Origin of the sequence: Geobacter hydrogenophilus (assembly GCF_018501225.1) — a bacterium.
Taxonomy (GTDB): domain Bacteria; phylum Desulfobacterota; class Desulfuromonadia; order Geobacterales; family Geobacteraceae; genus Geobacter; species Geobacter hydrogenophilus.
Window position 1 is genome coordinate 370,012 of sequence record NZ_JAHCZI010000003.1, and the last position, 26,148, is coordinate 396,159.

At 61.3% G+C, this 26,148-nt stretch carries 24 protein-coding genes; 23 read left to right on the forward strand and 1 reads right to left on the reverse strand.

Annotated elements, in window-relative coordinates; translation table 11 throughout:
* The first annotated feature begins 26 nt into the window (after positions 1–26).
* The 17 genes from fliG (at position 27) to flhB (ending at position 14,176) form a co-directional block, all read left to right on the forward strand.
* Entirely contained in the window at positions 27–1,019 is a 993-nt protein-coding gene (gene fliG, locus KI811_RS07675; protein WP_214185878.1) for a flagellar motor switch protein FliG, read from the forward strand.
* Positions 1,006–1,908 carry a FliH/SctL family protein gene (locus KI811_RS07680; protein WP_214185879.1) on the forward strand — a complete coding sequence of 301 codons (903 nt, stop codon included), beginning with the start codon at positions 1,006–1,008 and terminating at the stop codon, positions 1,906–1,908. The genes fliG and KI811_RS07680 overlap by 14 nt, the downstream gene beginning before the upstream one ends.
* Complete coding sequence (gene fliI / locus KI811_RS07685; RefSeq protein WP_214185997.1) at positions 1,901–3,226, forward strand: flagellar protein export ATPase FliI; 1,326 nt, start codon at positions 1,901–1,903, stop codon at positions 3,224–3,226. The genes KI811_RS07680 and fliI overlap by 8 nt, the downstream gene beginning before the upstream one ends.
* A 59-nt stretch (positions 3,227–3,285) precedes the next feature.
* Entirely contained in the window at positions 3,286–3,732 is a 447-nt protein-coding gene (fliJ, locus tag KI811_RS07690; protein WP_214185880.1) for a flagellar export protein FliJ, read from the forward strand.
* A gap of 3 nt (positions 3,733–3,735) precedes the next feature.
* Entirely contained in the window at positions 3,736–4,281 is a 546-nt protein-coding gene (locus KI811_RS07695; RefSeq protein ID WP_214185881.1) for a MotE family protein, read from the forward strand.
* A gap of 149 nt (positions 4,282–4,430) precedes the next feature.
* A complete protein-coding gene (locus KI811_RS07700; protein ID WP_214185882.1) occupies positions 4,431–5,918 on the forward strand; it encodes a flagellar hook-length control protein FliK in 1,488 nt (495 codons plus the stop codon).
* A gap of 19 nt (positions 5,919–5,937) precedes the next feature.
* Positions 5,938–6,594: a flagellar hook assembly protein FlgD gene (locus tag KI811_RS07705; protein ID WP_214185883.1), complete on the forward strand. Its 657-nt coding sequence runs from the start codon at positions 5,938–5,940 to the stop codon at positions 6,592–6,594.
* A gap of 7 nt (positions 6,595–6,601) precedes the next feature.
* Positions 6,602–6,988 carry a TIGR02530 family flagellar biosynthesis protein gene (locus KI811_RS07710; RefSeq protein WP_214185884.1) on the forward strand — a complete coding sequence of 129 codons (387 nt, stop codon included), beginning with the start codon at positions 6,602–6,604 and terminating at the stop codon, positions 6,986–6,988.
* Positions 6,989–7,146: 158 nt separating this feature from the next.
* Positions 7,147–8,406 carry a flagellar hook protein FlgE gene (locus KI811_RS07715; RefSeq protein ID WP_214185885.1) on the forward strand — a complete coding sequence of 420 codons (1,260 nt, stop codon included), beginning with the start codon at positions 7,147–7,149 and terminating at the stop codon, positions 8,404–8,406.
* A 403-nt stretch (positions 8,407–8,809) separates the two neighbouring features.
* Complete coding sequence (locus tag KI811_RS07720) at positions 8,810–9,346, forward strand: flagellar basal body-associated FliL family protein (RefSeq protein WP_214185886.1); 537 nt, start codon at positions 8,810–8,812, stop codon at positions 9,344–9,346.
* Positions 9,347–9,398: 52 nt separating this feature from the next.
* Complete coding sequence (gene fliM / locus KI811_RS07725) at positions 9,399–10,382, forward strand: flagellar motor switch protein FliM (protein WP_214185887.1); 984 nt, start codon at positions 9,399–9,401, stop codon at positions 10,380–10,382.
* On the forward strand, positions 10,379–10,684 hold the full coding sequence (gene fliN / locus KI811_RS07730; protein WP_004514553.1) for a flagellar motor switch protein FliN: 306 nt from the start codon (positions 10,379–10,381) through the stop codon (positions 10,682–10,684). Before fliM ends, fliN begins: the two co-directional genes overlap by 4 nt.
* Entirely contained in the window at positions 10,681–11,172 is a 492-nt protein-coding gene (gene fliO, locus KI811_RS07735) for a flagellar biosynthetic protein FliO (protein ID WP_281874810.1), read from the forward strand. The genes fliN and fliO overlap by 4 nt, the downstream gene beginning before the upstream one ends.
* Positions 11,173–11,191: 19 nt before the next feature.
* The gene (gene fliP / locus KI811_RS07740) at positions 11,192–11,944 is read left to right on the forward strand and encodes a flagellar type III secretion system pore protein FliP (protein ID WP_214185888.1); all 753 of its coding nucleotides are present in this window, start codon (positions 11,192–11,194) and stop codon (positions 11,942–11,944) included.
* Between the two features lie 78 nt (positions 11,945–12,022).
* Positions 12,023–12,292, forward strand: a complete 270-nt coding sequence (gene fliQ / locus KI811_RS07745; RefSeq protein WP_214185889.1) for a flagellar biosynthesis protein FliQ — start codon at positions 12,023–12,025, stop codon at positions 12,290–12,292.
* A gap of 28 nt (positions 12,293–12,320) precedes the next feature.
* On the forward strand, positions 12,321–13,115 hold the full coding sequence (gene fliR / locus KI811_RS07750; protein ID WP_214185890.1) for a flagellar biosynthetic protein FliR: 795 nt from the start codon (positions 12,321–12,323) through the stop codon (positions 13,113–13,115).
* Positions 13,115–14,176 (forward strand): flagellar biosynthesis protein FlhB, encoded by a 1,062-nt coding sequence (gene flhB / locus KI811_RS07755; RefSeq protein WP_214185891.1) that lies wholly within the window; start codon positions 13,115–13,117, stop codon positions 14,174–14,176. The genes fliR and flhB overlap by 1 nt, the downstream gene beginning before the upstream one ends.
* A gap of 199 nt (positions 14,177–14,375) precedes the next feature.
* On the opposite strand, the gene KI811_RS07760 is transcribed toward flhB, so the two are convergent.
* A complete protein-coding gene (locus KI811_RS07760) occupies positions 14,376–15,416 on the reverse strand; it encodes a cytochrome-c peroxidase (protein ID WP_214185892.1) in 1,041 nt (346 codons plus the stop codon).
* A gap of 614 nt (positions 15,417–16,030) precedes the next feature.
* Here KI811_RS07760 and KI811_RS07765 point away from each other — a divergent pair.
* The 6 genes from KI811_RS07765 to KI811_RS18775 all read left to right on the forward strand — a co-directional run bounded on the left by KI811_RS07765 (position 16,031) and on the right by KI811_RS18775 (position 26,091).
* Positions 16,031–17,653: a DUF3373 domain-containing protein gene (locus tag KI811_RS07765; RefSeq protein WP_214185893.1), complete on the forward strand. Its 1,623-nt coding sequence runs from the start codon at positions 16,031–16,033 to the stop codon at positions 17,651–17,653.
* Between the two features lie 91 nt (positions 17,654–17,744).
* Entirely contained in the window at positions 17,745–18,041 is a 297-nt protein-coding gene (locus tag KI811_RS07770) for a hypothetical protein (RefSeq protein ID WP_214185894.1), read from the forward strand.
* 147 nt (positions 18,042–18,188) lie between these two features.
* Entirely contained in the window at positions 18,189–19,553 is a 1,365-nt protein-coding gene (locus KI811_RS07775; RefSeq protein ID WP_214185895.1) for a cytochrome C, read from the forward strand.
* A 187-nt stretch (positions 19,554–19,740) separates the two neighbouring features.
* Entirely contained in the window at positions 19,741–22,164 is a 2,424-nt protein-coding gene (locus tag KI811_RS07780) for a methyl-accepting chemotaxis protein (RefSeq protein WP_214185896.1), read from the forward strand.
* A 74-nt stretch (positions 22,165–22,238) separates the two neighbouring features.
* The gene (locus tag KI811_RS07785; protein WP_214185897.1) at positions 22,239–23,243 is read left to right on the forward strand and encodes a helix-turn-helix transcriptional regulator; all 1,005 of its coding nucleotides are present in this window, start codon (positions 22,239–22,241) and stop codon (positions 23,241–23,243) included.
* 130 nt (positions 23,244–23,373) lie between these two features.
* Positions 23,374–26,091 carry a sensor domain-containing protein gene (locus tag KI811_RS18775; protein WP_214185898.1) on the forward strand — a complete coding sequence of 906 codons (2,718 nt, stop codon included), beginning with the start codon at positions 23,374–23,376 and terminating at the stop codon, positions 26,089–26,091.
* Positions 26,092–26,148 lie beyond the last annotated feature (57 nt).

Below are 26,148 nucleotides of genomic sequence, written 5' to 3' on the forward strand. Positions count from 1 at the left end.
ATTCCACGTTTTCCGAGGCATTGACCATGGACGGTACCGACAAGGCTGCCATACTGCTCCTCTACCTGGGTCCCGAGGCGACCTCCAAGGTGTTCGAGCATATGGACGATGCCGAGATAAAACAGATATCCAAGAGCATGGCGAAGCTGGGCCATGTCCCCCACTCCGTCATCCAGGACGTGGTCAACGAGTTCACCAACATGACCAACCCGGAGACCGGCATCTTCTCCCAGGGGGAGGAATTCGTCCGCAAGATCCTGGAGCAGACCCTCGGCCCCCAGAAGGCCGAGATGCTCCTCAAGGAGATCAGTTCTTCCAGCTTCGGCGACATGGTCGACATCCTTGCCAACCTGGACGCCAAGACCATCGCCAACTTCCTCTCCCAGGAGCATCCCCAGACCATCGCCGTCATCCTGGCGAAGCTGCGTGCCAAGCAGACCGGCGAGATCATCGCCATGCTTCCCCAGGAACTCCAGGCAGAGGTGGTGATGCGGATCGCCGACGTCGACCAGGTGTCGCCGGAGATCCTTGAGGACATCGACGAGGTCATCAAGCGGGAACTGACCGCCATGGGGGGCATCCAGCGCTACAAGGTCGGCGGTGTGGAAAAGGTGGTCGACATGTTCAACTACCTGGACCGGAGCAAGGAGAAGCAGATCCTCGACAAGCTCGATGTTCTCAATCCGCCGTTGGCCGAGGTCATCCGCAAGCACCTCTTCACCTTCGACGATATCTTCAAGCTGGACGACCGCTCCATCCAGGGAATCATGCGCGAGCTCTCCAACGATACCCTGACCCTTGCCATGAAGACCGCCCCCGACCAGATCAAGGAGAAGATCTTCCGCAATATCTCCAGCCGCGCCGCCGAGATGATCAAGGAGGACCTGGAGGTCATGGGCCCCGTCCGCCTCTCCGACGTGGAAAAGGCCCAGGGGGAGATCATCAAGATCGTCCGCCGTCTGGAAGAGGAAGGGAAAGTGGTGCTGGCGGGCCGCGGAGGCGACGATGTTCTCGTCTAAGCGACGGTCGCGGATCATCAAAGCGGGGGAAGCCTCTCTCCATACCCCCCAGGGCTTCACGTTCGGCCGCATCCTGGCCGAGGCGTCATCCCAGGAGTTGCCGCCGGGCGTGTCGGGATTCGTTCCCCTCTCCCTCGGTTTCGTGCCCGGCGGGGAGGAGCTTCCCGATCCGGCTGCGTCCATTGCCGAGGATTCGGATCCGCCCATGCCGAGCCTGGAGGGGATGATCGTCCTTTCCGAGGAGGATTTTCAGGCCAAGGTGGACGAAATCTACCGCAATGGCATGGACGAGGGTCGCCGCCAGGCGGAACGGGGACTGGCCAACGTCTTCAAGTCACTGCGCGATGGCGTGTCGGCCGTGACGGGGTTGCGGGGCCGGGTTTTCAAGGAGAGCGAGGAGGATATCCTCAAGCTCGCCGTCATGGTGGCCCGCAAGATCGTCCAGCAGGAGATCACCCAGGACCCGGGGATCCTCGCCTCCATCATCGCTGCTGCGGTGGGGGGGTGTACCGAGCGGGATCGGGTGGTGGTGCGCCTCAATCCTAACGATTACGCGGTGGTGGCGGCTAACCGGCAGGCGTTTCTGGCAGGCCTTGGCGACGACGTTCCCATCACCCTCACCCCCGACGACGGGGTGGGGCCGGGAGGCTGCCTCGTGGAGACTGCCACGGGGACGGTGGATGCCCGCATCGAATCCCAGCTGGACGAGATCTACCGCACGCTCCTCGAAGAGCGGAGCGCGCCTGTGGAAGCTGCATCCCCGGCACCCGCGGAGCCGGAGCCCCGGGGCGAGCTTCCCCTTCCCGGCGCCGACGACGTGATCCCCTCCTTCTCGGGGCAGGGGGCGTGGCTCAAGGCCGATGGGGAGGCAACCAGTGTCGATGGATAGGATCGACCTCTCCCGCTATCTCACCGCCGTGGAGACCATGAAGCCGATCCGCTTCCACGGCAAGGTGACCCAGGTGGTGGGGCTCGTCATCGAAGGGTATTGCCCCGACGCGGCCGTGGGAACCCTCTGCCACGTCCATCCCCACGACGGCGACCCGATCCCGGCCGAGGTGGTGGGGTTCCGCGACAACAAGACGCTTCTCATGCCACTGGGCGAACTGCGGGGCGTCGGCCTCGGGAGCCTCATCTCCGTCAAGCGGAAAAAATCGTCCCTCGGCGTCGGCCCGGGCCTCCTGGGACGCGTCATCGACGGTCTCGGTGAGCCCATTGACGATAAAGGCCCCCTCGCGACCCGCGAAGAGTATCCCATCTACGCCAATCCCGTGAACCCCATGAAGCGCCGTCCCATCAGGGAGCCCCTCGATCTGGGCATCCGGGCCATCAACGGGCTCCTCACCTGCGGCAAAGGGCAGCGTGTCGGAATCATGGCCGGCTCTGGTGTCGGAAAGTCGACACTGCTCGGGATGATTGCCCGCTACACCGAGGCGGACGTGAACGTCATCGCCCTCATCGGCGAGCGGGGGCGCGAGCTTCGGGAATTCATCGAGAAGGACCTCCAGGAGGAGGGGCTCAAGAAATCGGTGGTCGTGGTCGCCACCAGCGACCAGCCGCCCCTGGTGCGGATGCGGGGAGCCTACATCGCCACCACCATCGCCGAGTATTTCCAGGCCCAGGGGAAAAAAGTGCTGCTCATGATGGACTCGGCCACCCGCTTCGCCATGGCCATGCGCGAGGTGGGGCTCGCCATCGGCGAACCCCCCACCACCAAGGGGTACACCCCGTCCGTCTTCGCGGCGCTCCCCAAGCTCCTGGAGCGGACCGGAAACTTCATGGACGGAAGCATCACCGGACTCTACACGGTGCTGGTGGAGGGGGACGACTTCAACGAGCCGGTCTCAGACGCCATGCGGAGCATTCTCGACGGCCACATTGTCCTGAACCGCGAGCTGGCGGCCCGGGCCATCTACCCCCCCATCGACATCCTGGCCAGCGCCTCGCGGGTCATGATGGACGTGACCGAGCGGGGCCAGCAGCAGTTCGCCTCCCGCTTCAAGGAGCTTCTGGCGGCCCACAAGCAGGCCGAGGACCTCATCAACATCGGCGCCTACAAGCCGGGGTCCAACCCGACCATCGACTATGCCATCTCCAAGATGGAGAGCATGGTGGGGTATATCCGCCAGGGGATCCATGACGGGGTCACCATGGAGCAATCGGTTACCGCACTTGGAGACATTTTCGATGAAGGAATGGCACTCTGATTGCACATTCCCTGGTAAAAGAAAAGTCCTTCTGATTCCGAGAGATTCGGGAGCATGCCATGATGCAAAACCATAACAACGGGTTCCAACTGCAGCAGGTCCTCAACTACCGCAAAGAGATCGAGAAGGTGCGCAAGGTCGAATTCGCCACCGCCAAGCGCGAGTTCGAGAGCGCCACCGAGGTGCTGGAGCGCCACAAGGCCGAGGCGGACCAGGCCCGGGTCGAGTACAACAACAAGCAGGCCTCCGTGGTCAATGCCGGCGAGCTTCAGATGTATGCCGACTTCTTCCGGCGCAAGACCGGCGACATCCAGTCCCAGCGCGTGCAGGTGGACTCCCTTGACCGGGAGATGACCGAGCGCCGCGAGGAGTTGATGGACGCAGCCAAGGACAAGAAGGCCCTGGAGCTCCTCAAGGAGAGGCAGATGGCGGCCCTTCGGCGGGAGCGGGCCGAGAAGGAACGGGCCTTCCTCGAAGAACTGGCCATCCAGAAGGCCCTCCGGTAACCCATGCGGAAAGCGACGTACATACCTTTTGTGGCGGCGACGGGGTTCCTCCTCCTCGCGCCGCCGATTTGTACCCCCCCCTCCGTCGAGGCCCAGTCCTCCGGAGGGAGCAGCACGCGTCCCGCCGTGACCGCACCCGTCTATCCGACGGGAGGCGCCAGGAATGGCGTCAGCGAAGCCGCGGCACTGGAACAGAAGAAACAGCAACTGGCCGCCAAGGAAGCGGCCCTGGCCGTCAAGGAGCAGGAGCTGAAGGCCCTGGCCGCTACCCTTGAAGCGCGGGTGAAGGAGCTGGAAGCTGCCAAGGCGGGCCTGGACCGTTCCCTGGACGCCCGCAAGAAGGTGCAGAGCGCCAACTACCAGAAGCTCCTCAAGGTCTACAAAGGGTTGAAGCCCCAGGAAGCGGTGAAGCTCCTGGACGGCCTCCCCGAGAACGAGGCCCTGGAGCTCCTGAGCGAGATGGACCAGAAGCGTGCCGGCAAGCTCCTCCCCCTCATCAAGAAGGAGCGGGCGCTGAAGTGGACTAGGCAGAACCTGGCGGCTCGGTAGGGCAGGTTTGTACCGTAGGGGCGGATTGAATCCGCCCAAATCAGGGCGCATGCAATGCGCCCCTACGGTAGGGTTCTCTGACAACTGAATAGCAGCACGAAACGTGGAAAAGCCGCGTTTCATACCACAAAGAAAGGAGGTGAACAAGTATGAGCATGGAGATCATGCAGATGCTCCAGGTGATTCCACAAGCCGTCCCCACCGCCGGAACCGCTCCTGAAGTCCCTGCCGGGTCTGCCGCCACCCCTGACCTCTTCGCCTCGCTCATGGCCGGGCTCCTCGTTCAGCCCCCAGCCACGACGGCCACCGCGGAACTTCCATCCCTTGCCGCGGAAACCCCGGAGCCGAACGATCAAAACGCCACCGCCCCGGAGACCGACGACATTACCACCGCCGAAGCAGCCATGATGTCGCTCGTATCCCTTGTGGCACCCCAGACGATCGTTCCGCAGGCCGCGCCGGTTCCCGAAATTACCGTCCCGACCAGCACGACCACCGAGGCGAGCGCTGCCACTGCAGCGACGCAGGTCACGGCCACCGCACCTTCGCCAGCAGCGGCACCTGTAATGGCAATGGCACTTGAATCCGCACCTGCCATGCTTCCGTCCCAGGCCGACGCCGTCATCCCCCAGCCCGAACTTCCCCGGGAGACGACCAAGGCAAAAATTCCGACAACGGAAGCAGCCCCAGCCGCACCGGCACCCCAGGCTGCATCGGCGCCCACAGCCACGGCACAGCCTGTCCCGGAAAAGAACACGGTGGAGATCCTCGCGGTCAATCTCGAACCCGCAAAAATCACCGAGGTGGCCCAGGTGGAACCCCAGGCGTCCGAGCCCCTGCCCGAAATGGCACCGGCACCCGAGGTCGCGGCAGCGAACAAACCGGCACCCCGCACCATGGGACCGGCGGCAGCCTATCCCGACCGGATACCGGTCATCCCGAAGGGGGAAAGTCTCTCTGCCGAGGCTGATAAGGCATCGGTGACGGAAACCGCACCCCTTGCTGACGCAAAGCCCCAAAAGGTGGAGGTAGTCATCAGGGATGAAAGCGGTAAGGAGCAATCCTTTGGCGAACAGGGGAAAGAGGGCAGTCACTCCCCCGACTTGAAGGCCCACGTCGCACCCGTCCAGACCGACGCGGCAAAACCCATCGAGCCGGCCCTTACTGGCACCACGAAGCCCGAGCACCAGCCGACCCACGGCTTGCGCGACAGCATCATGGCCCAGGTGAAAGAGGGAATCGCAACCCGCGAGCATGCCGGCAACGGCCAGATCGCAATCCGGCTCGCCCCGGCCGAACTGGGGGAGCTTCGGATCAACGTCCAGGTTGTGGACCAGCAGGTTAAGGTGGAAGTGCTGGCGGCAAACAGCCAGGTGAGGGAGATTCTTCTCAGCAACCTGGATTCCCTCAAGGAGAACTTCTCGCGACAGAACCTGACCATGACCGGATTCGACGTTTCCACCGGCACGGGCCAGGGGTACGAGCAGCTCTTCCGCCAGGGTAAGGAGGCTGGCCAACAGGGGGGCTTCCGGATGGCGTCCCGGCAGGGAACGGCAGAGTTCGAGGCACCAGCTGCCGAATCAGCCGACTACTACTACACCGACCGGCGCGATTCGATCCTTGACGTGAGACTTTAGGAAAGGAGGTACACAGAACGTGGTAAACGGAATCACAACCGACACGACAGCGGCGGCAGCGGCCATGAAGAAGTCCACCGGCATGAACAAGGACGACTTCCTCAAGCTGTTCGTCACCCAGCTCCAGCACCAGGATCCCCTGAACCCCGCGGACAGCTCGGAGTTCATCGGCCAACTGGCGCAGCTGACCCAGGTGGAGCAGGCCTACAACACCAACTCCAACCTGGCCAAAATCATCGACCTGTTCAACGGCGCCACAAGCCTCTCGTCGGTCTCGTACATCGGCAAGTCGGTAACGGCCAACGGCGATCAGATCAACCTCACCGCCGGCTCCAAACCGGCCCTCGGCTACCGTCTTCCCGCCGATGCGCAACAGGTGGCCATCAATATCATGGATATCAACGGAACCACAGTCCGGACCATGACTCTCGGAAGCACCCGGGCCGGAGATGGCGCAATCGCCTGGGACGGCAAGAACGGCCAGGGAAGTACGCTGCCGGCGGGACAGTACAGCTTCAGCGTAACCGGATACAATGCCAAGGGGGAGAAGTTCCAGGGTAACCCGCTTCTCGTCGGCACGGTGGAAGGGGTATCGCTGGAAGGGACGGAACCCAACATAATCGTCGGCGGCGTCAGCGTGCCGCTCAGCAATTTACTCTCGGTGAAAGGAGCGTGAGGAAGGAATGATCGACACGATCTATTTTCCCGAACCACTCCCCATTAACCCGGGACAGAAACCGGCGCAACCGCAACCGGCGAAACAGGGGGGCACACAGCCCGCCTTCGCAACGATCCTCGACGGCAAGATGCCGACCCAGGGGGTCAAATTCTCCCAGCATGCCCAGGAACGGTTGAGGGCGCGGGGGATCAGCCTCAACGATGCGGATATGAAGAGGCTGGAGGGAGCGGTGGACAGCGTGGCACAGAAGGGTGGGCGCGAATCGCTCATCATGCTCGGCGACGCGGCACTCGTGGTGAGTGTCAAAAACCGGACAGTCATCACCGCCATGGACCGGGGGAGCATGCAAGGGAATGTGTTCACGAACATCGATTCGGCAGTAGTTTTCTAGGATACGGGGACCAGGGATCGGGGACCTGAAGCAGCAGGGAAGAAAATGATCCACAACGGGCCGGACCTTCACGGGGGCCCGGGGACGCCGACCGACAGAGGCGTCCCGTTTGAACCAGGCGGCAGTCGACTACTGCCGACCCCTCGGAGGCAACACACATGAGCGTTACATCTGCACTGTACACCGGCATCAGCGGTCTCAACGCCAACGGCGAAGCCATGTCCGTCATCGGCAACAACATCTCCAACGTTAACACCATCGGCTTCAAGCAGGGACGGATGCTCTTCTCCGACGTCCTTTCCAGCACCATCAGCGGCGGCTCCCAGATCGGCCGCGGCGTCCAGATCCAGACCGTAGAGAACCAGTTTACCCAAGGCTCCTTCGAGAGCACCGAGAGCGGCACCGACCTGGCCGTCCAGGGGGATTCCTTCTTCGTGGTCCAGAACGACAACGGCCGCTACTACACCCGGGCCGGCGCCTTCAACTTCGACAAGGACAAGATCCTCGTGAACCCGGAAGGGTATCAGGTGCAGGGGTATGGGATCATACCTTCCTCGGGCCTTGCCGACGGCGTCATGAAGCCCATCGACCTGACCTCGTTCGCCACCACTCCGCCGAAGCAGACCTCTGCCGTCGACATGGTGCTGAACCTGGATTCCACCCAGACCACGCCGGCCCTTGCCTGGGACCCTGCCAACCCGGTGGCCACCTCCAACTTCTCCACGAGCCTGTCGGTTTACGACTCCCAGGGGAACGCCCATACCGCCACGGTTTACTTCCGCAAGACCGCCGCCAACGCCTGGGACTGGCACGCCATCCTCCCCGACGCCCAGGCCGGCACCACTGGCAGCAGCACCACCCCGCTGGACGGGACCCTCACTTTCGACGCTACGGGCGCCCTCACCGGCCAGACTCCCCTGGCCAGCGCGGCCCAGAACATCACCTTTGCGGGCGGGGTAACCGCACCGCAGCCGATCCTCTTCGATATGGGCGTGGGCGCTACCACCCAGTACGCCAGCCCCTCCATCGTTTCTTCCCAGACCCAGGACGGCTACTACCAGGGTACCCTGACCAAGGTCACCATCGACGACAAGGGATACGTGAACGGGGTTTACTCCAACGGCGAGCTCAAGAAGCTCTACCAGGTGACCCTGGCCAAGTTTGCCTCCACCACCGGCCTCTCCAAGGCGGGCGGCACCCTCTTCGAGGAGACCCTGGAATCGGGTCAGCCCCTCTTCTCCAACGCCAGCACTCCGGGCGTCGGGAAGGTCCTTGCCAACTCCCTGGAACAGTCCAACGTGGATATGGCGGCCCAGTTCGTCAAGATGATCACCACCCAGCGGGGTTACTCCGCCAACTCCAAGACCATCACCACCGCCGACGAGATGCTCCAGGAAGTCCTCAATCTCAAGCGGTAACCTGACATTTCCCGGGGGAGCCACGCGGCTCCCCCTTTTTTTTGACCCGCGCCGGCATCGATCCGCTGTGAAGTCGTGCCGGAAAATTGACCCCCCTGCGCCGTTCCACCGGCTGACGGCGTTTCATGGCCCCTTCATGCCGCCCATGTATCGCCTCCTGCCGTTGTTTCGTGTCAAAACATCGACCATTAAAGCCCTTCCCATGGTGCCCCGTCCCCATTCGTTCGTCAGTCCCATTCGCTGAGAATCCGAGTTCGTCGGTTTTTCGGGATTTTTTCCGCTTCTTTTGCTCTTCCCCTTCTTTTGGATTGTTTTTACCATTCTGGCACTTCGGTTGCAGTATCTGCATCGGTGCGTCAAACCCACTGATATCAACCGAAAAGTAACGAGGAGGAGGACCCCAATGGCTGCAGAAGAAAACGCCCCGGCAGAAGGTGTGCCGAAAAACAAGAAAATGCTCTTCATCATCATCGGCGCGGCCGCCGTGGTGGTTATCGCCCTTGCCGTCGTATTCATGGGGGGGGGCAAAAAGGAGAAAAAGGAAGGCGCTGCCGAGGCGAAGGTGGAGCAGAAGGCTGAAGGGGGAGGCGCCGCGAGCGGCGGCAAGGAGGGCGGCAAGGAGGGAGCGGGAGGCGCCGCTGCCAACATCTTCCCCATGGAGCCGTTCATCGTTAATATCTATGACGGACAGGAGCTCCGTTACCTGCGGGTTAAGGTGGAGTTCGAAACCGCCACTGCCGACGCCAAGAAAGAGATTGAGATGCGTCAGGCTCCCCTCCGCGATGCCATCCTCGTGCTCCTGACCACCAAAACCCTCCAGGATGTCCAGGATCTCCAAGGTAAGAACACGCTTCGGGACGAGATCATGGTGGCCATCAACAAGATCCTTCCGCCGGGCAAGGTGAGCAGGGTCTACTTCACCGACTTCGTGGTGCAGTAGGGTGCGCCTTCGACGTAAGCTGCATACCGGCATTGCCGGGTAGGGACCGTCCATGGAGAAGATCCTCACCAAACAAGAGATAGAGGCGCTGCTGGCCGCAGTCTTCGAGGGCAAGATCGAGCCCGACAAGGAGCTGGCCAAGGCAGAGGCGACGGTTCAGTCCTACGACCTCTTCAGTAGTGAGTCAAAGGGGAACATTCCCAACCTCGACATCATCTACGACAGCTTTATCCGCTACCAGCGGGGCACTCTGTCGAACCGCCTGGGGCGCATCGTCGAGATCAAGAAGGTGGGGGCCGCTGCCCTCAAGTTTGACGACTTCCTCCATACCATGCCGTCGCCGGTGGCCATGGCCATCTACAAGGCCGATCCCCTCAAGGGGGCGGCACTGATCGCCTTCGACAGTACCCTGGTCTTCACCATCGTCGACTGCATCCTGGGGGGGACCGGATCCTCGGTCGTGCCGACCGTCGGCAACCGGATGTTCACCTCCATCGAGCTGCGGCTGGTGCAGAAGATCGTCATGGATGTTCTCGCCGATCTGGAAAAGGCCTGGGCCCCCATTTACGCCACCAAAATGGGCTTTCTGCGGATGGAGATGAACCCCCGGCTCGTCAATATCGTTCCCCCCGAGTACCAGGTGGTGACGATGGAGATGGAGATCCAGATTGAGGAGATCGTCGGCAAGATGATCTTCGCCGTCCCCCTCACGACCATCGATCCGGTCAGGGAAAAGCTCAAGAACGGGGCCCAGGTCGACATGATGGCCATCGATCCCCAGTGGTCGTTCCGCCTGTCGAAGGAACTTATGGAGGCCCCTCTCGACCTTTCCGTGGAGGTGGGTGGAGCCATCATCAGCATGGACGATCTTCTGAATCTCACCCCCGGCGACACCATCATGCTCGACACCCCCTGTAACAGCGACCTGGTGGTGAAGGTTGGGGGGGTATCGAAATTCATGTCCGCACCGGGGCTGAGGCACGGCAACAAGGCGGCGCAGATAACCACCATTATCGGTAAAGGGAGAGAGCAGTGAGCGACCTCGACAATGAAAACCTGAAGGATGGCGAACTGGATACCAAGAACCTGAACTTCATCCTCGACATACCGCTGCAGCTCACGGTGGAGCTGGGGCGCACCAAGATCCTCGTGAAGGACGTTCTCCAGCTTAACCAGGGGGCGGTCGTGGAGCTGACGAAGCTGGCGGGGGAGCCCCTCGACGTGTTTGTCAACTCCAAGCTCGTGGCCCGGGGCGAGGCGGTGGTGGTGAACGAGAAGTTCGGCATCCGGCTCGTGGATATCGTCAGCCCCAACGAGCGGGTGGAGAAGGTGCTGTGAAACGCCTCGCCATGTCAGGGGGCGCAACGGCGGCAACGCTCGTGCCGGCCGCTGCCCTGGCCGCGGACGGGCAGGGCAGCCCGAGCCTGTTCATGCTCACCCTCCAGATGGTGGCCGCGCTGGCAGTGGTGCTGGGGCTCATCTACCTCTTCTACCACCTCTCCAACCGCTGGCTGAAGCTGGGAGCCCCCATGGGGGGCGGCGAGCGCCACATCCGCCTGGTGGAGACGCGCCACCTGGCGCCGAAGAAGTCGCTGGTCCTCGTGGAGGTGGGGGGAGAGTACCTGCTGCTGGGCTCCAGCAGCGACAACCTCACCTTTCTCAAGCAGATCGACATCCTTGAGGAGATCGAAGTGATCGATGACCCGGAGAAGCAGTCGACCATGGCCGCCCTCTTTCAGGGAAAGCTCGATGCCATGGCCGCGAAGATTGCCGCCATCAAGCAGGGGCGGGCCGACTCCCCCAGTCGGCGCGCCGAAAAATTTTGACACCAGGGACGGTGTTGTCATGAAAAAGCATATCCTCATACCCCTCGCGGCCATCGCTCTGGTTGCCGGCCTTGCGGCCGCGGCCTTCGCCGAGCCGGTGATCCCGACCCTCTCCATCGGCGTGGGCAAAGCCTCCAAGCCGGGCGACGTCTCCACGGTCCTCCAGATCTTCTTCCTCATGACGGTGCTGTCGCTGGCGCCGGGACTCATGATGATGACCACCTCCTTCACCCGGATCGTCATCGTCCTCTCGTTCCTGCGCAACGCCATCGGCACCCAGCAATCCCCTCCGAACCAGATCATCGTGGCCCTGTCGCTCTTCCTCACCTTCTTCGTCATGAGCCCGGTCTGGCAGCAGGTGAACACCCAGGCGCTCCAGCCCTACCGGGCCGCCCAGATCACCCAGGAGGAGGCGTTCAAGCGGGCACAGGTCCCCGTGCGCAAGTTCATGTTCTCCCAGACCCGGGAGAAGGACCTGGCGCTCTTCATCAACCTCTCCAAGCTGCAGCGCCCCCGCAACGCCGACGACATCCCGACCCTCACCCTCATCCCGGCCTTCATGATCTCGGAGCTGCGGACCGCGTTTCAGATCGGCTTCCTCATCTTCATCCCGTTCCTGGTGATCGACATGGTGGTGGCCTCGGTCCTCATGTCCATGGGTATGATGATGCTCCCGCCGGTCATGATCTCGCTCCCCTTCAAGATTCTCCTCTTCGTCCTCGTGGACGGGTGGGGGCTGGTTATAGGCTCGCTTGTCAAGAGCTTCGGATAAGATTGTAGGGGCGCTGCTTGCCGCGCCCATTTCCAATCAGGGCGCGGCAAGCAGCGCCCCTACACTCGGAGGCATTTCATGAGTCCCGATCTCGTCGTCCAGATAGCACGCCGCAGCTTCGAGGTGACGCTGCTCCTTTCCGCGCCGCTCCTCATCTCGGGGCTCGTGGTGGGCCTGCTCATCAGTATCTTCCAGGCGGTCACCTCCATCCAGGAGGCGACCCTCGCCTTCGCGCCGAAGATCATCATCGTCATGGTGGCGATGGTCATCTTCTTCCCATGGATGATGAGCTACATGAGCGACTTCACCCGGGAGCTCTATGCGATGATCCCCAACATGAGGCATTGAGTCGACCTCATCGAGTTACTCCGAATCCATGTTCCCTCTAACCACCCCATTTCCGTCGGTCAATGAAGTCGCCTTCTTCACTCTGGTGCTGGGGCGGATGGCCGGCATCTTCGCATCCATCCCCCTGTTCGGCGGCCGGCGGGTGCCCATGAATATCAAGGTCGTGGTGGTCTTTGCCCTGACGGTGGTCTGCTTCCCCCTCATCAAGGCGAAGGTTCCCCAACTCCCCGCCGACATGCTCTCCCTCGGCATGCTCATGATCCGCGAGGTCCTCGTGGGGACCTGTCTCGGCCTCCTCTCCCTCATCATCTTCGCCGCCGTGGAGTTCTGCGGCCAGATCTGCGGCATCCAGATGGGACTCTCCATTGTCAGCGAAATCGACCCTTCCCAGGGGAACCAGCAGTCGATCATCGCCATGTTCCAGGAGATGTTCGCCACCCTGCTGTTTCTCTCTCTCGGGGTCCACCATGTCTTCATCAGGGCCCTGGTGGAGAGCTATTCCGTGCTCCCCGTGGGGGCCTGGAACATGAACGAGGGGCTTCTGAATTTCCTGGTCGTCACCATCGGGCAGGTTTTCATCCTGGCCATCAAGCTGTCCGCGCCGGTCATGGTGACCCTGCTTCTGACGAGCGTCATGCTCGGCATTATGGCCCGGGCGTTCCCCCAGATGAACGTCTTTTTCGTGAGCATGCCCCTCAATATCGGCATCGGCTTCATCATCCTCGGGCTTTCACTCACCGTGTTCCTCCACACCCTCCGGGGGTCGTTCGGGGCGCTGGACGAGCAGATCATGACCCTCATGAAGCTCATGGGTAAGGGATAGTGTCGGAAGAAGACAAGCACTCAAAAACAGAACAACCCACCCAGAAGAGGCTGGACGAGGCGAAAAAGAAGGGGGTCCCCCACAGCCGCGACCTCACTTCCACCGTCACCCTTATTGCCTCCATGGTCGCCCTCTACACCACCGGCGGCTTCATGTTCACCACCCTCAAGTCCACCACGCGCGAGATTTTCGGGTCCATGGGAACCTTCCAGCTCACCGAGTCGAGCGTCGAGATGCTGCTGGTCAAGCTTTTCTTTGTTATTTTGCAGGTTTTGGGCCCCTTTATGCTCGTGGTGGTCATTGTCGGTCTCTTCTCCACCGTGGCCCAAGTGGGCTTCTCCGTCAACGCTGAACGGATCGCCTTCAAGCCCGAAAAGCTGAACCCGGTGGAGAATTTCGGGAAACTCTTCAACAAAGACTCCTTCATGGAGATGGCCAAGGCGATCCTCAAGATCGTGATCGTCGGCTATATGTCCTACAAGATCATGCGCGACGAACTGGACGGGATCATCTACCTGACCGATACCGACCTGTCCGGCATCCTGGAACTGTTCAAGCACCTCTCCTTCAAGCTCGTGATCCACACCTGCGGCGTGCTCCTGATCCTGGGGGTCGTCGACCTCGTCTTCGTGAAGTGGCGCTTCATCGAGCGGCAAAAGATGACCAAGCAGGAGGTGAAGGACGAGCACAAGGAGTCGGAGGGGGACCCGAAGGTCAAGGGGAAGATCCGCCAGATGCAGTTCCAGCAGGCCCAGCGGCGGCTGCGGGCCGTCATCCCCACCGCCGACGTGGTCATCACCAACCCGACCCACTTTGCCGTGGCCCTCAAGTACGACCGCCTCACCATGGCCGCCCCCACGGTCCTCGCCAAGGGTGCCGACCACATGGCCCAGACCATAAAGGCCATGGCCCGGGAACACAACGTCATGCTCGTGGAAAATCGCTTCCTGGCTCGGGAACTCTACGCCCAGGTGAAGGAGGGGGAGGAGATTCCCGAGGCCCTCTATGCGGCGGTGGCGGAGGTATTAGCCTACGTCTACAGCCTAAAAGGAAAAGTATAGGGGGACTCGCGTCCGTCTGCACGCCATCTTTGCCGCGGCTTCAATCACGTCATCCTCGACGTAGCTCGGGCTACGCCTGCGGTGCCGTTCAATCAGCCACGACAAATCTGACGCACATACGAACGCGATGGTGGCATCGGTGGTATGCGAGAATGGAAAAGGCCGGAGGATAATTTCTCCGGCCTTTCGCTTTTGGGGTTCAGTTCGTCATGGGCTGTGGCGTGGTGTCGGAGTTGGGGGGCAGGACCGGGTGCATGACCTTCGGTTGCTTGCCGGTGAGGCTCCCCAGGAACGCGGTGATCTTGCCGGCGTCGTCGTCGGTGAGGGAGATGCCGAGCTGGGCGCTTCCCATGATCTTGACGGTGTCCTGCAGTTTCCAGACCTTGCCCGAGTGGAAGTAGGGCATGGTGATGGCCGCGTTGCGCAGGCTCGGCGACCGGAAGACGTACTTGTCGGCCGCCGTGTTGGTCACCTTGAACCGGCCGGTGTCCCCCTCGGGGCGGATTTCGGGGCCCGGGCTTTCCTTGACGCCGAAGGGGAAGTAGCCGGTGCCCCCCACGTTGATGCCGCTGTGGCAGGCGACGCATCCCTTGTCGAGGAAGAGGGCGAGTCCTTTCTCCTCGGTGGCGGTGAGGGCCTTGCGGTTCCCGTTCAGGTACCTGTCGAACGGGGCGTCCGGGGTGACGAGGGTCGCCTCGAAAACCTCGATGGCCTTGGCCACGTTGTCGAAGGTGACGGGGTCCTTTTCGCCGGGGAAGGCCTTCCTGAACAGGGGCTGATAGCCGGGGATGCTCTTCAGGGTCGCCACCAGGTTCTCGGGTTTGTTGTTCATCTCAACCGATGCCTGGACCGGCCCCTTGGCCTGGGCCGCCAGGTCCTCGGCCCGGCCGTCCCAGAACTGGGCGATGTTGTAAACGGCGTTCAGGACCGTGGGTGAGTTGCGGGGACCCTTCTGCCAGCCGTGGCCAATGGCGGTCTCCTGGAGGTCGGCGCCGGCCAGCCCCACGTTGTGGCAGGTGTTGCAGCTGATGAGGTGCGACGACGAGAGGCGCGGGTCGAAGTAGAGCATCTTCCCCAACTCGACCTTTGCCGGAGTGGCCGGGTTCCCCTTCAATGCCTTGGCCTTGGCGGGAATCGGCTTGAAGATCCCTTTGGCCCGTCCCATGACATCATCCTTGCCCCAGGCCGCTCCGACAACCAGGGCGAGCACGGCCGCACATGCAATTGCCTTTCTCTCCATGCGTTTCCTCCTCCTGAGTGATTGATGAGAATATTTTCAGTATAGTTCATGCCGGCTTAATCGCAAGACAGGCATAGTGAGTCAAGTTCCCATTGACGTTCATTCCAGCTTGCGTTCTTTCCCGAGAGTAATCCTCTTTTCTTCCTGCGTTATTCACCATTTACCAATTCTGCACGATTGCCGTTTGCCGTCCCACGGAGCTGTATGCCGAATTATGCATTGATAGTCGGGGATTATAAAACTTGCCCATGTTCGCCCATAGGCCTCCTGGTCGGTGGTTCTACGATAAGTTAAACATATTTAATTGCCTGCAGGGCTGGATAATAACCGAACAATTAATTCGGTATTAATATTTGTATATTTGCATTTATTGGCATTGGTGCTGCAAGAAAAGAGAGGTGAAAGCCGGCAATATGGCGGTAACGGGGGGTGGGCCGCGGGTAAATCGGGAAATTTGGCGACGCGGCGACAATTTTTGGCACTTTCGTGACGGACGAACGACACGCCGTCCCCCCAAAGCGTGGCGCAACGACGAAGTGCGAGACCGGAACAATTATTTGCGGGCAAGTTCTAAACCTTCTGTCAGCAGCAATGACCACGAGAAAGGAGAGCACATGAAACGGGTAGCGAACAAAGTCCTGGCGGGAGCGGTGCTGTTGGGTTTGTCCCAGCCGTTCGCGGCAGGCGCGGCGGAGCAGGACGTCCTGAAGAAGATCGAGGCGCTGGAAAAGCAGTTGCAGGAAATGAAGGATCAGTTGAAGAGCACCGAGCAGAAGGCGCAGACCAGTGAGAAGAAGGCCGATGAGGCCGCACGGAAGGTCGAGAAGGTGGAAGAGAAATCCCTGGGGCGCTGGCTTACCATTGGCGGCGACTACCGGTTCAGGGTCGATTCCCTGCGAGGGAGCGTCATTGACCATGCCAGCGGACCCGCCTTTGGACAAACCTACCAGAGCACTGGCGACCCGGTTGCCGCAATGGCTGCCGCCATGGCGGCCGGTCATGGCTATAAGGCCAAGAACGATTCCCTCATGACCCACCGTTTTGGCCTCAATATGAAGGCAAAGGCGACCAAGGACGTGTCGGTGACAGCCCGCCTCCTCATGTACAAGACCTCCGGTGCCCAGGATGACGACGCGGTTACCTCGAACTATTTCGCCGACCGGGTCGGTGCGTTCGACGGCACCCTCGGCCATGTCCCCTCTGATGGCAGGCTGCTCGTCGACCGCGTTTACGCCACCTGGAGCAATATCGGAGGGGAGCCGGTCTGGTTCTCCGTCGGTCGGCGTCCTTCAACCGGCGGTGTTCCCACGCATCTGAAAGACGATCGCGAAAAACCCGACAGCAGCGGTACGCCGGCACTGCTTGTCGATTACGCTTTTGACGGGATGACCCTTGGCTGGGCTCCCGATATCGAGGCGCTGCCGGGGGCGTACGCCAAGATCTGCTATGGCCGGGGTTTTGAGAATGGCTTTGTCGGCAACGTCCAGTCGGGCAATAACAGTATCCACGACACCGACATGCTTGGCCTTCAAATTATTCCCTACGACACCGACAAACTGAGTGTCTTCTTCCAGTACAACCGGGGCTTTAACATCTTTGACTTCCCGAAGATGAGCAATTCGGCCTTCGGCAACACTGCTCCCGCAGTCGACCTTGGCTCCATTGACTGGTACGGTCTGAACTTCCTTGGCAAGGTGAAGAATGTGGGTATCGGCAACGTCAACTGGTTCATCAGCGGTGCGCTCAGCAACGCCCATCCCAACAACAACGCCTCGGCGTCAGCCGGCGGCATGGGGCTCATGAACGGCTACTTCGCTGACCCCAATAACAATCCAAACAACTTCAAGGACAAGACCGGCTGGGCCGTCTATCTCGGTGGCCGCTACGACATCGAATCCACCGGTACCAAGATTGGCCTGGAGTATAACCACGGCTCCAAGGACTGGATAACCTTTGCCCCGGCTTCCGATGACATGTGGACCTCAAAGGTGGGTGCCCGCGGTAACGTCTACGAGGGATACGTCATCCAGGAGCTCAAACTCCAGCCGATTTCCTCGTACCTGAGCAAGGTGTTCTTCAAGGTCGGCTATCAGTATTACGACTTCGAGTACACCGGCAGCAATAACTGGGTTGGCGCACCGCAGAAGATCTCGGACATCAACTCGTCCACTCTTCAGCTTCTTGCTCCGGTCAAGTATGCACAGGACATTTACGCAACGTTTGAAGTGCATTTCTAGCATCTGTTCTCGGGAGGGGGGTGGCCCCCTCCCGTCTGAAAATGTCGGACTTTCGGGAACTGCCGAAACAATGGATCAGAGGAGAAAAATCATGAGAAAAGCAATCGCAGCATCAGCGGCAGTCATCATGTTGTCCATCGGCGCAATCGCTGGCGCGGCCGAGGTGAAGATGGTCGGCACCGTCCAAAAAATCGAGATGCAGGGGGGAGCGGCCACCGTCACCCTCAAGGACACCAAGAGCGGCAACGAGGTCAAGGTGACGGTGAAGGACGATCTTACCCTCGATAAGTTCAAGGACAAGCGGATCGTTGACGGTGACGAGGTGCGGGTCAAGTATGACGACGGCGACGGTGTCGTCACCATCTTCCGCAAGACGGCAGGATGCTGAGTGGGCAGGGTGCCGGTTGACCGTTTTTACACGCAGCGGGCACTCGTTCGCCTGCGGTTTCCCGACGCATGTTTAATTCGTTTATCTATATAGACAAAAATTAAAGGTTCCCCGGTTCATGGGGGGCCTGAGTGAGAGGATAGAGATATGACCAAGATACTTTTCACCGGGCTCGTTGCCGGGGCGGTGATGGCATCCGCCGCCTTTGCCAAGGATCATCCCGGCAGGGAGTATATGGAGAAGAACGGCTACAAGGGGCCGGAAACCTGCGAGGTCTGCCACCCCGGCAAGGCAAAGGAGTTTCTCTCCACCGTCCACTGGACCCATGCCTCGAAGGTGGACAATGTGGAGAATACCGATCCGGCCCGGGAATACGGCATGAAAAACCGCATCTACACCATGTGCAACGGCAACGACATTGTCAATAACCTCAAGGAGATCCCCAAGACCCCCGACGCCAAGGGGACGAAGTTCTCCGGCTGCAACACCTGCCACCCCGGCAACCACCTGAGCGACGTGGGGAGCGCCGGCCCCGAGGCCGAGGCGGCCATCGACTGCCTGGTCTGCCATTCCCGCGAGTACGACCACAGCAAGCGCAAACCCTTCAAGGACGACCAGGGGCGGGTCGTGCTCGGGCAGGACCGCAGTGTCAAGGCGGCGCTCGCCATCGCGAAGCCGACGGTCAAGAACTGCATGACCTGTCACGAGGCGGCCGGTGGCGGCGTGCTCGTGAAGCGCGGGTTCGCCTTCACGAAGGAGAACGATGTCCATGCCGCCAAGGGGATGGTTTGCGTCGACTGCCACAAGGCAAAGAACCACAAGATCCCCACCGGCTTTGATCCCAACAACTGGGCCCACGATGGGGTACGGGTTGCCTGCGCCGACTGCCACACGGAAACCCCCCACAAGGACGCGGAGTACAACCGGCATACCGCCCGCATCGCCTGCCAGACCTGCCACGTGACCAGAACCGGCGGCTCCTTCGCCAAGGATTTCACCACGTGGGAGAAGCTCTCCAACGGCTACTACGAGCCGACCACGCTCCGCAAGGATGCCAACGAAACGGTGCCGGTCTATGCGTGGTACGACAAGACCGTTGCCAACCGGCCCGACTTCATCGGCCCGAAGGGAAGCAGGAGCGACAAGGCCAGCAGGATTTACCCCTTCAAGGTATTCCAGGGGAAAGGGTTCTTCGACCGGAAGACCGGCGAACTGCTTGCCATGGACTTCGCCCCGCCCATGTCAAACGGCGACACCCTGGCCGGCGTGGCCTCGGCGGCGAAGATCCTCGGCATCAAGCAGTACGATCCGGTTCCCGGCTGGCAGACGGTTCTGTTCGGCAGCAATCACCTGGTGACGAAGAAGAACGCCCTTACCTGCAACAACTGCCATGCCCCCAATGGTGTGCTCCGTTTCAAGGATCTGGGCTATTCGGACGACGAGGTGAAGCGGCTGACCAGTCCGGAGTTGTATCTCCAGAAGATGGCCGAGAAACAGCGGGAAGAGTGGTAGGCACAACGGAGCCACTTGCTTGATCTGAATGATTATGCATAGTTAATGTGCCAAAATTATTTGTAAACATGCTCAAGTTGTGCAGGTTTTGCCGATAAGCAATAACTGAAGGGGGAGAAGGCGCCTGACGTCTTCTCCCCTTATTGGTGCAGTTGGGTTGCGTGGCGGAAAGCAGAGGATTTACCGAATGACCATCAAGACAAAACTAACGGCAAACGCCTGCATCATGATCATCGTTGTCAGCGCGGTCGCCGTCACCAGCTTCATCGGCATGCGGTCCATCAAGGGACGACTCTCGTATCTCACGGAAAAGAGCACCCCTTTCCAGATGCGCACCGTCGAGTTCCAGCGGTCGCTCCAGGGGGCCACCGCCGATCTGATCAAGGTGGTGGCGTCGGCCACCACCCAGGAGTTCGCAGCGGCGAAGGGGGAGGCCGAACAGTCGCTGAGGGATGTCAGGACGGCGCAGGAGGTTCTGGAAAACCTCTCCAGGGAAAAACTCCAGGCGTCCGATGAGCTGAACGGCATTGCCGTCGAACTGTTCAGCACCATGACCGCGAAACTTACGTCCGAAAGGGAATCGGCGGAGGCGAACGCCATGATTTCCCGGCAGGCCAGGGAGACAACCGCGCGGCTCAAGGAGTTGGATCGCAAGGTAAAGAACCTCCAGCAGAGCAGTTCCGCCGCCTATGCCTCGGCCACCGACGAAACCGACAAGATCGCCCAGCGGCTGAGGAGCATCGAAACCCTCAAGGCATCCCTGAAAGAGGTCCAGTACCTGATCGTCGATCTGCAGCGGATGCAGAACAAGAAGCAGATTCAGGAAAAGTACGCCGTTGCCATGAAGAAGGTTATGCAGAACGGCAACGTCCGGCAGAACAAGCAGATCGGCAGCGAAGTCGCTGCCCTCAATGCCAGGGTGGAGGAGCTCATCAAGGCCCACGTGGAGGGTGGCGATCAAAAGCGGGTCGATGCCCTTGCCGGCCACGTTGGGGAGGCGTTGGCAACGGTTTCCGAAACAATCGAGGATGAGGCGGACAAGGCGAACCAGATGAGCACGGCTGTTGCCGCCAAGCTGAAGGGCAATTTCTCGAATTCGAATATCGCCGTTGGTGTTCTGACGAGCAATTCCGATCTGGTCTCCCTCGGTGTGTCCGTGGAAGGACTCTCCTCCCGTCTGTTCCTCGCCGGGTCGGAAAAGGATCTGGACGGTATCGCCGCCGAAATCAACCAGCAGTACGGGAAGATAGCCGTGGCAGAGAAAGCGGTGGCAGCCTCGCTGCGGAAGGTCAAGGCCAGCCAGGAGCTGAAGCTCCTCAATGCAGCCTTCGGCTCGCTCTCCAGCATCCGGGAGACCATTCTGGCCAAGGACGGTATCCTTGCGAAACTCCACCAGAAGATGCAACTCAAGGCCCAGGCGGAGCACGATGCGGCAAAGCTTCGGGAGATCGTGCGCACGCAGGCAGCGAAAGGAAAAGAGACCGTAACAACCGCCCAGGGTGATCAGGAAAAGGCCATTGCATCGGTCAATACGACGATCCGTTTCAGCATGGGGCTCATTGTCGGCATCAGCATCGGCGCCATCGCGTTCGGCATTCTGATTGGCCTCTGGATCTATCGCTCCATCGCCCTGCCGATGGGACAGCTCATCGCCGCTTCCGAGGAGGTGGCCGGAGGAAACCTTGGCGCACGCCTGGAAAGCGGCAGCCGCGACGAGGTGGGGAAGGTTCAGGCGTCAATGGTGAAGATGGTGGACAGTATCCGCCAGATAGTGGCCAGAATCGGCACTGCCACGGAGTCTCTGGCCAGCAATTCCGAAGAGATGTCAACCACTGCCGGTGTCCTCGAGGATGGAGCGGAACAGCAGGCTTTACGCGTTGAGCAGTCGGCGGCTGCCATGGTGGAAATGTCCCAGACGACCCTGGATGTGGCCAGGAATACCTCCGAGGCTGCCGGAACCGCCGAGATGATGAAAACGGCCGCGCTTGAGGGAAAGAAGGCCATGGCGCTCACTGTCCGGGAGTTGCGGCACTTCGCCGGAACGTTTGAGGATACCGCCGGCAAGGTGGAGCTCCTGGGAGACCAGTCGGCCCAGATCAACGAGATCGTCACCCTGATCGAGGATATTGCGGACCAGACCAACCTGCTGGCCCTCAACGCCTCCATCGAGGCTGCCCGTGCCGGCGAGCAGGGGAGGGGCTTCGCCGTGGTCGCCGACAGCGTCCGGCAACTGGCTGAGAGAACGGCAACCGCCACCGCGGACATTTCCCAGACGGTGAAAGCCATGCAGGAGAGCGTGAAGCAGTCGGTGGGCTCCATGCATCACGAGCGGCGGTCGGTTGGCACGATCCTCGACCGCATTAACGATACCATGGAGGCCACGGACCGGATCGTGGAGTATGTGGAACGGGTTACCGACATGGTGCGGCGCATCGCCGTGGCGGCGGAGCAGCAGTCGTCAACCAGCGGTGACGTTTCCCGGAACATGGATGAGATTTCCGTCATTACCCGTGAACTGCGCAGCTCGTTCAGTGACATCAGGCATTCCTCCGAGGATCTCTCCCGCCTGGCCGGCGAGTTGAACGGCATGGTGGGGTGGTTCAGGGTGTAGGAGCCGTTTTTTCTCGTTGCGCCTCCCGGCGCTTCAGGTATCATCCCCCCAAAGTCGTCTCCGGGAGGTCAACCATGCAGAAGGGAAAGCCGGCCAAGAAGTACTCCCAGGCGGGGAGGGTCCACGACCTCATCCGCCTCATCGAGGCCCGCCACGGGGTCACCCTCGACGAGATGGCCGAGGAGACCGAGGTGGACCGCCGCACCGTCCACCGGGACCTGAACGCCATCCACGAGGCGGGGTACCCCCTGGTCTCCGAGTGGCTGAACGGTCGGAAAGTCTACCGCTTCCTCACCCGCTTCAAGGATGTCCCCCCCATCACCTTCACCCTCCAGGAGCTCATGGCCCTGTCGTTTTTCCGCTCCCAGCTCTCCTTTCTCGACGGAACTCCCTTCCGGGAGGATCTCGATGCGGTCTTCCGCAAGATCAATTCGGTGCTTCCCCCCCGCTATGCGGCCCACATGGAGCGGATCGCCGATGTGTCGCTGCCGCTCCTGCAGGGGCGGCGCGACTACGCCCCGGTGGCCGGGCACCTGGAAAGCCTGCGCGACGCTCTCATCTACCAGTACCGGGTGCGGCTCTCCTACCGGGGGGCGGGGAAGGGGAGGGCCACCACCTACGAGGTGGACCCCTACACCCTGGTCTTCTACAAGGGGGGACTCTATCTGGTGGGGTACGCCCACAACCGCAAGGCCATCCGGACCTTTGCCGCCGAACGGATAACCGGCGTCGAGGTGCGGAAGGAGCGCTTCGAAATCACCGCCGACTACCGGCCCGAGGAGCGGCTCAAGGGGGCTTTCGGCATCGTGGAGGAGGAACCCCTGGAGGTGGCGGTACGCTTTTCCCCCGAGATCGCCCATGCGGTCCGGGGGAGGGTCTGGCATCCGAGCCAGACGGTGAAAATCGGTGAAGACGGAAGTCTCGTCCTCTCTTTCACTGCCGGGGGAAAAATGGAGCTCGTCTCCTGGGTCCTCTCCTACGGCGAGCATGCCGAGGTGCTGGCGCCCCCTTCCCTGAGGGATGAGGTCGGCGCGGCAGCCCGGCGGATGGCCGCAAAATACGGGGTAGTGACTCCCTGAACAAAAAGGCGCGTGAACCGCGCACAGTGCTAAAGTTTTCCAGCGGCCGGTCGATACGGATAAGTAGAATGTGAATAATCCGGATCGCGCGGCCCCATCCCCTCTCTGGGTGCCGCGGTGGAGCACCTGCATGGGGTTTGCCGAAAAGTCCGATAAGATTCTGCGGCATCTGCCGTCGCCGCTAAGGCAGCTGCTGGCATTCCTCGTCACGATTTTCGCCATCGAGTTGTTCCTCATGGCTCTTCTGCCGCGGGCCGCTGGCTCCGGCACTCCGCTGGCCGTTTCCCTTCTCGACGCCTTTCTCCTCGTGATTCTCTCGGCTCCCATCATCTGGTGGAGCGTTGTTCGGCCGCTGCGGAGCGTGGCATTGACCGCCTCGCTTCACACCGACCTCCTCCTTGACCACATCGCCGACGGCATCATAAGTTTCGACGGAGCCGGCCGTCTCCTTTCCCTCAATCCAGCCGCAGAGCAGCTTTTCGGCTCCGGAAGCGCCGAGGTGGCCGGACGCTCCATCAGTGATATTCTGGCAATCAGGTCGACGGGGAAGGATAACCCTCTCCTTACCCCCCTTGTCTGCTGCGGTGAAGAGCATTCCCGCCTGACCTGCGAGGCGGAGGGGATTCGGAGCGACGGGAGCCGTTTCCCCGCTGCCCTTGCCTTGAGCCGGGTCCAGTTGGATGGGAAATGGAACTTTATCGGCATTGTGCGCGACGTTACCGAGAGCAGGGAGGCCGGTGAGCGGCTTCGCGAAACCAATGAAAAGCTTGACGCCCTCATTCAGGCCTCGCCCCAGGGAATCGTGGCTGTGGACTGCAACGGGAACGTAACGCTCTGGAACCGTGCCGCCGAGGAGATCTTCGGCTGGAGCGCCGATGAGGTCCTGGGCAAACCCTATCCCGCTGTCCCGGCGGAGCGGGAGGCAGAGCACCGGAAGCTCCGGGAGTTGGTCCTCCAAGGGAAGAGGGTCACCGACGTGGAACTGAGGCGTCGGCGTAGGGATGGCGTCCCCATCGACGTCAGCCTCTCGGCGGCCCCCATCTGCGACAGCTTAGGCACCCCGCTCGGGGTCATCACCATCATTTCCGACATCTCGGCCCGCAAGCGCAGCGAACAGGAGCTGGTTCTCCTCAAGCGGGCCATGGAGTCGAGCATCAACGGCATTACCATCACCGACGCTACCCATCCCGACAACCCCATCATCTACGTGAACCCGGCCTTCGAGCGGATCACCGGTTACGGCGTCGATGAGGTAATCGGCAAGAACCCCCGCTTCCTCAGGGGCGACGACCGGGACCAGGCCGAGCTCAAGAAACTCATGCATGCTTTCAGGGAAGAGCGGGAAGGGTGCTTCGTGCTCCGCAACTACCGCAAGGACGGCTCCCCCTTCTGGAACGAACTCTTCATCGCTCCCGTACGGGACCGGGACGGCGTGGTGACCAACTACATCGGGGTCATGAACGACATCACCGAGCACCGCCGCTACGAGGAGCAGCTAGTCTACCAGGCGACCCACGACCCCCTCACGGGGCTCCCCAACCGCAACCTTCTCCAGGACCGCCTCGGCCAGGCCCTGGCCCTGGAAGCGTTCCGGCGCCGCAATCCCATCTGCGTCATGTTCCTGGACCTGGACAACTTCAAGAAGGTGAACGACACCCTGGGGCACACGGTGGGAGACATGCTCCTGAAGGCGGTGGCCAACCGGCTCAAGAACTGCCTCCGGGGGGGGGACACGGTGGCGCGGCTCGGCGGCGACGAGTACATCATCGTTCTCCCCAACGTGCGTGAGATGCACGACGTCATCACCGTGGCCAAGAAGATGATCAACGTTTTCGCGGCGCCGCTCCTTCTCATGGGTAACGAGATCTACGTCACCGCCAGCATCGGCATCGCCCTCTTCCCCACCGACGGCGAGACCGTGGACGCGCTCCTCAAGAACGCCGATGCCGCCATGTATCACGCCAAGGAGCAGGGGAAGAACAACTACCAGTTCTACTCGGCGGAGATGAACACCCGGGTCTTCGAGCGGCTTTCCCTGGAAACGAGCCTCCACCGGGCCGTGAAGAATCAGGAGTTCATGCTCCACTACCAGCCGAGAGTCGACCTGCGGAGCGGCCAGATCTGCGGGGTGGAGGCCCTCGTGCGCTGGAACCATCCGGAGATGGGGCTCGTGTCGCCGGCCAAGTTCATCCCCCTGGCCGAGGAGACGGGGCTCATCGTCCCCATGGGCGAGTGGGTTCTCAGGACCGCCTGTGCCCAGAACAAGGCATGGCAGGATGCGGGTTTGCCGCCGCTCCGCATGGCCGTGAACCTCTCGGCCCGCCAGTTCCGGCAGGAGAACCTCATCGAGATGGTGGAGGAGATTCTCATGGAGACGGGGCTCGCTCCCCAGTGGCTGGAACTGGAGCTGACCGAAAGCCTCGTCATGCAGGAGGCGGAGAAGTCGGCCGCCATCCTCCGCGACCTGACGGACCGGGGGATCGAGGTGGCCATCGACGACTTCGGCACCGGCTATTCATCCCTCAGCTACCTGAAGCGCTTCCCCATCGCCAACCTGAAGATCGACCAGGCATTCATCCGCGACATGACCCGCGACCCCGACGACGCCACCCTCGTGAAGACCATCATCACCATGGCCCACGGCCTCGGCATGAAGACCATCGCCGAGGGGGTCGAACTGGCCGAGCAGATCGACTTCCTCTGCCGTCACCAGTGCGAAGAGATGCAGGGGTACTACTTCAGCCGTCCCGTCACCGCCGAAGAGCTTGGCCGGCTGCTGGCCGAGGGGAAAACCCTTGATCTCTCCCCGGTCCATGTGGATCCCCGTGACCGGATCCGGGCGGTGTGAAGACACGAGCTCTGCCGCTGCATTGACAAAACCATCCCCATCCTCTATAACTGAGCT

Excerpts from the sequence above, each read along its gene's own strand:
- fliG (WP_214185878.1), top strand. The coding sequence starts at position 27 with ATGGACGGTACCGACAAGGCTGCCATACTGCTCCTCTACCTGGGTCCC.
- KI811_RS07680 (WP_214185879.1), top strand. The coding sequence starts at position 1,006 with ATGTTCTCGTCTAAGCGACGGTCGCGGATCATCAAAGCGGGGGAAGCC.
- fliI (WP_214185997.1), top strand. The coding sequence starts at position 1,901 with ATGGATAGGATCGACCTCTCCCGCTATCTCACCGCCGTGGAGACCATG.
- fliJ (WP_214185880.1), top strand. The coding sequence starts at position 3,286 with ATGATGCAAAACCATAACAACGGGTTCCAACTGCAGCAGGTCCTCAAC.
- KI811_RS07695 (WP_214185881.1), top strand. The coding sequence starts at position 3,736 with ATGCGGAAAGCGACGTACATACCTTTTGTGGCGGCGACGGGGTTCCTC.
- KI811_RS07700 (WP_214185882.1), top strand. The coding sequence starts at position 4,431 with ATGAGCATGGAGATCATGCAGATGCTCCAGGTGATTCCACAAGCCGTC.
- KI811_RS07710 (WP_214185884.1), top strand. The coding sequence starts at position 6,602 with ATGATCGACACGATCTATTTTCCCGAACCACTCCCCATTAACCCGGGA.
- KI811_RS07715 (WP_214185885.1), top strand. The coding sequence starts at position 7,147 with ATGAGCGTTACATCTGCACTGTACACCGGCATCAGCGGTCTCAACGCC.
- KI811_RS07720 (WP_214185886.1), top strand. The coding sequence starts at position 8,810 with ATGGCTGCAGAAGAAAACGCCCCGGCAGAAGGTGTGCCGAAAAACAAG.
- fliM (WP_214185887.1), top strand. The coding sequence starts at position 9,399 with ATGGAGAAGATCCTCACCAAACAAGAGATAGAGGCGCTGCTGGCCGCA.
- fliP (WP_214185888.1), top strand. The coding sequence starts at position 11,192 with ATGAAAAAGCATATCCTCATACCCCTCGCGGCCATCGCTCTGGTTGCC.
- fliQ (WP_214185889.1), top strand. The coding sequence starts at position 12,023 with ATGAGTCCCGATCTCGTCGTCCAGATAGCACGCCGCAGCTTCGAGGTG.
- fliR (WP_214185890.1), top strand. The coding sequence starts at position 12,321 with ATGTTCCCTCTAACCACCCCATTTCCGTCGGTCAATGAAGTCGCCTTC.
- KI811_RS07760 (WP_214185892.1), bottom strand. The coding sequence starts at position 15,416 with ATGGAGAGAAAGGCAATTGCATGTGCGGCCGTGCTCGCCCTGGTTGTC.
- KI811_RS07765 (WP_214185893.1), top strand. The coding sequence starts at position 16,031 with ATGAAACGGGTAGCGAACAAAGTCCTGGCGGGAGCGGTGCTGTTGGGT.
- KI811_RS07770 (WP_214185894.1), top strand. The coding sequence starts at position 17,745 with ATGAGAAAAGCAATCGCAGCATCAGCGGCAGTCATCATGTTGTCCATC.
- KI811_RS07775 (WP_214185895.1), top strand. The coding sequence starts at position 18,189 with ATGACCAAGATACTTTTCACCGGGCTCGTTGCCGGGGCGGTGATGGCA.
- KI811_RS07780 (WP_214185896.1), top strand. The coding sequence starts at position 19,741 with ATGACCATCAAGACAAAACTAACGGCAAACGCCTGCATCATGATCATC.
- KI811_RS07785 (WP_214185897.1), top strand. The coding sequence starts at position 22,239 with ATGCAGAAGGGAAAGCCGGCCAAGAAGTACTCCCAGGCGGGGAGGGTC.
- KI811_RS18775 (WP_214185898.1), top strand. The coding sequence starts at position 23,374 with ATGGGGTTTGCCGAAAAGTCCGATAAGATTCTGCGGCATCTGCCGTCG.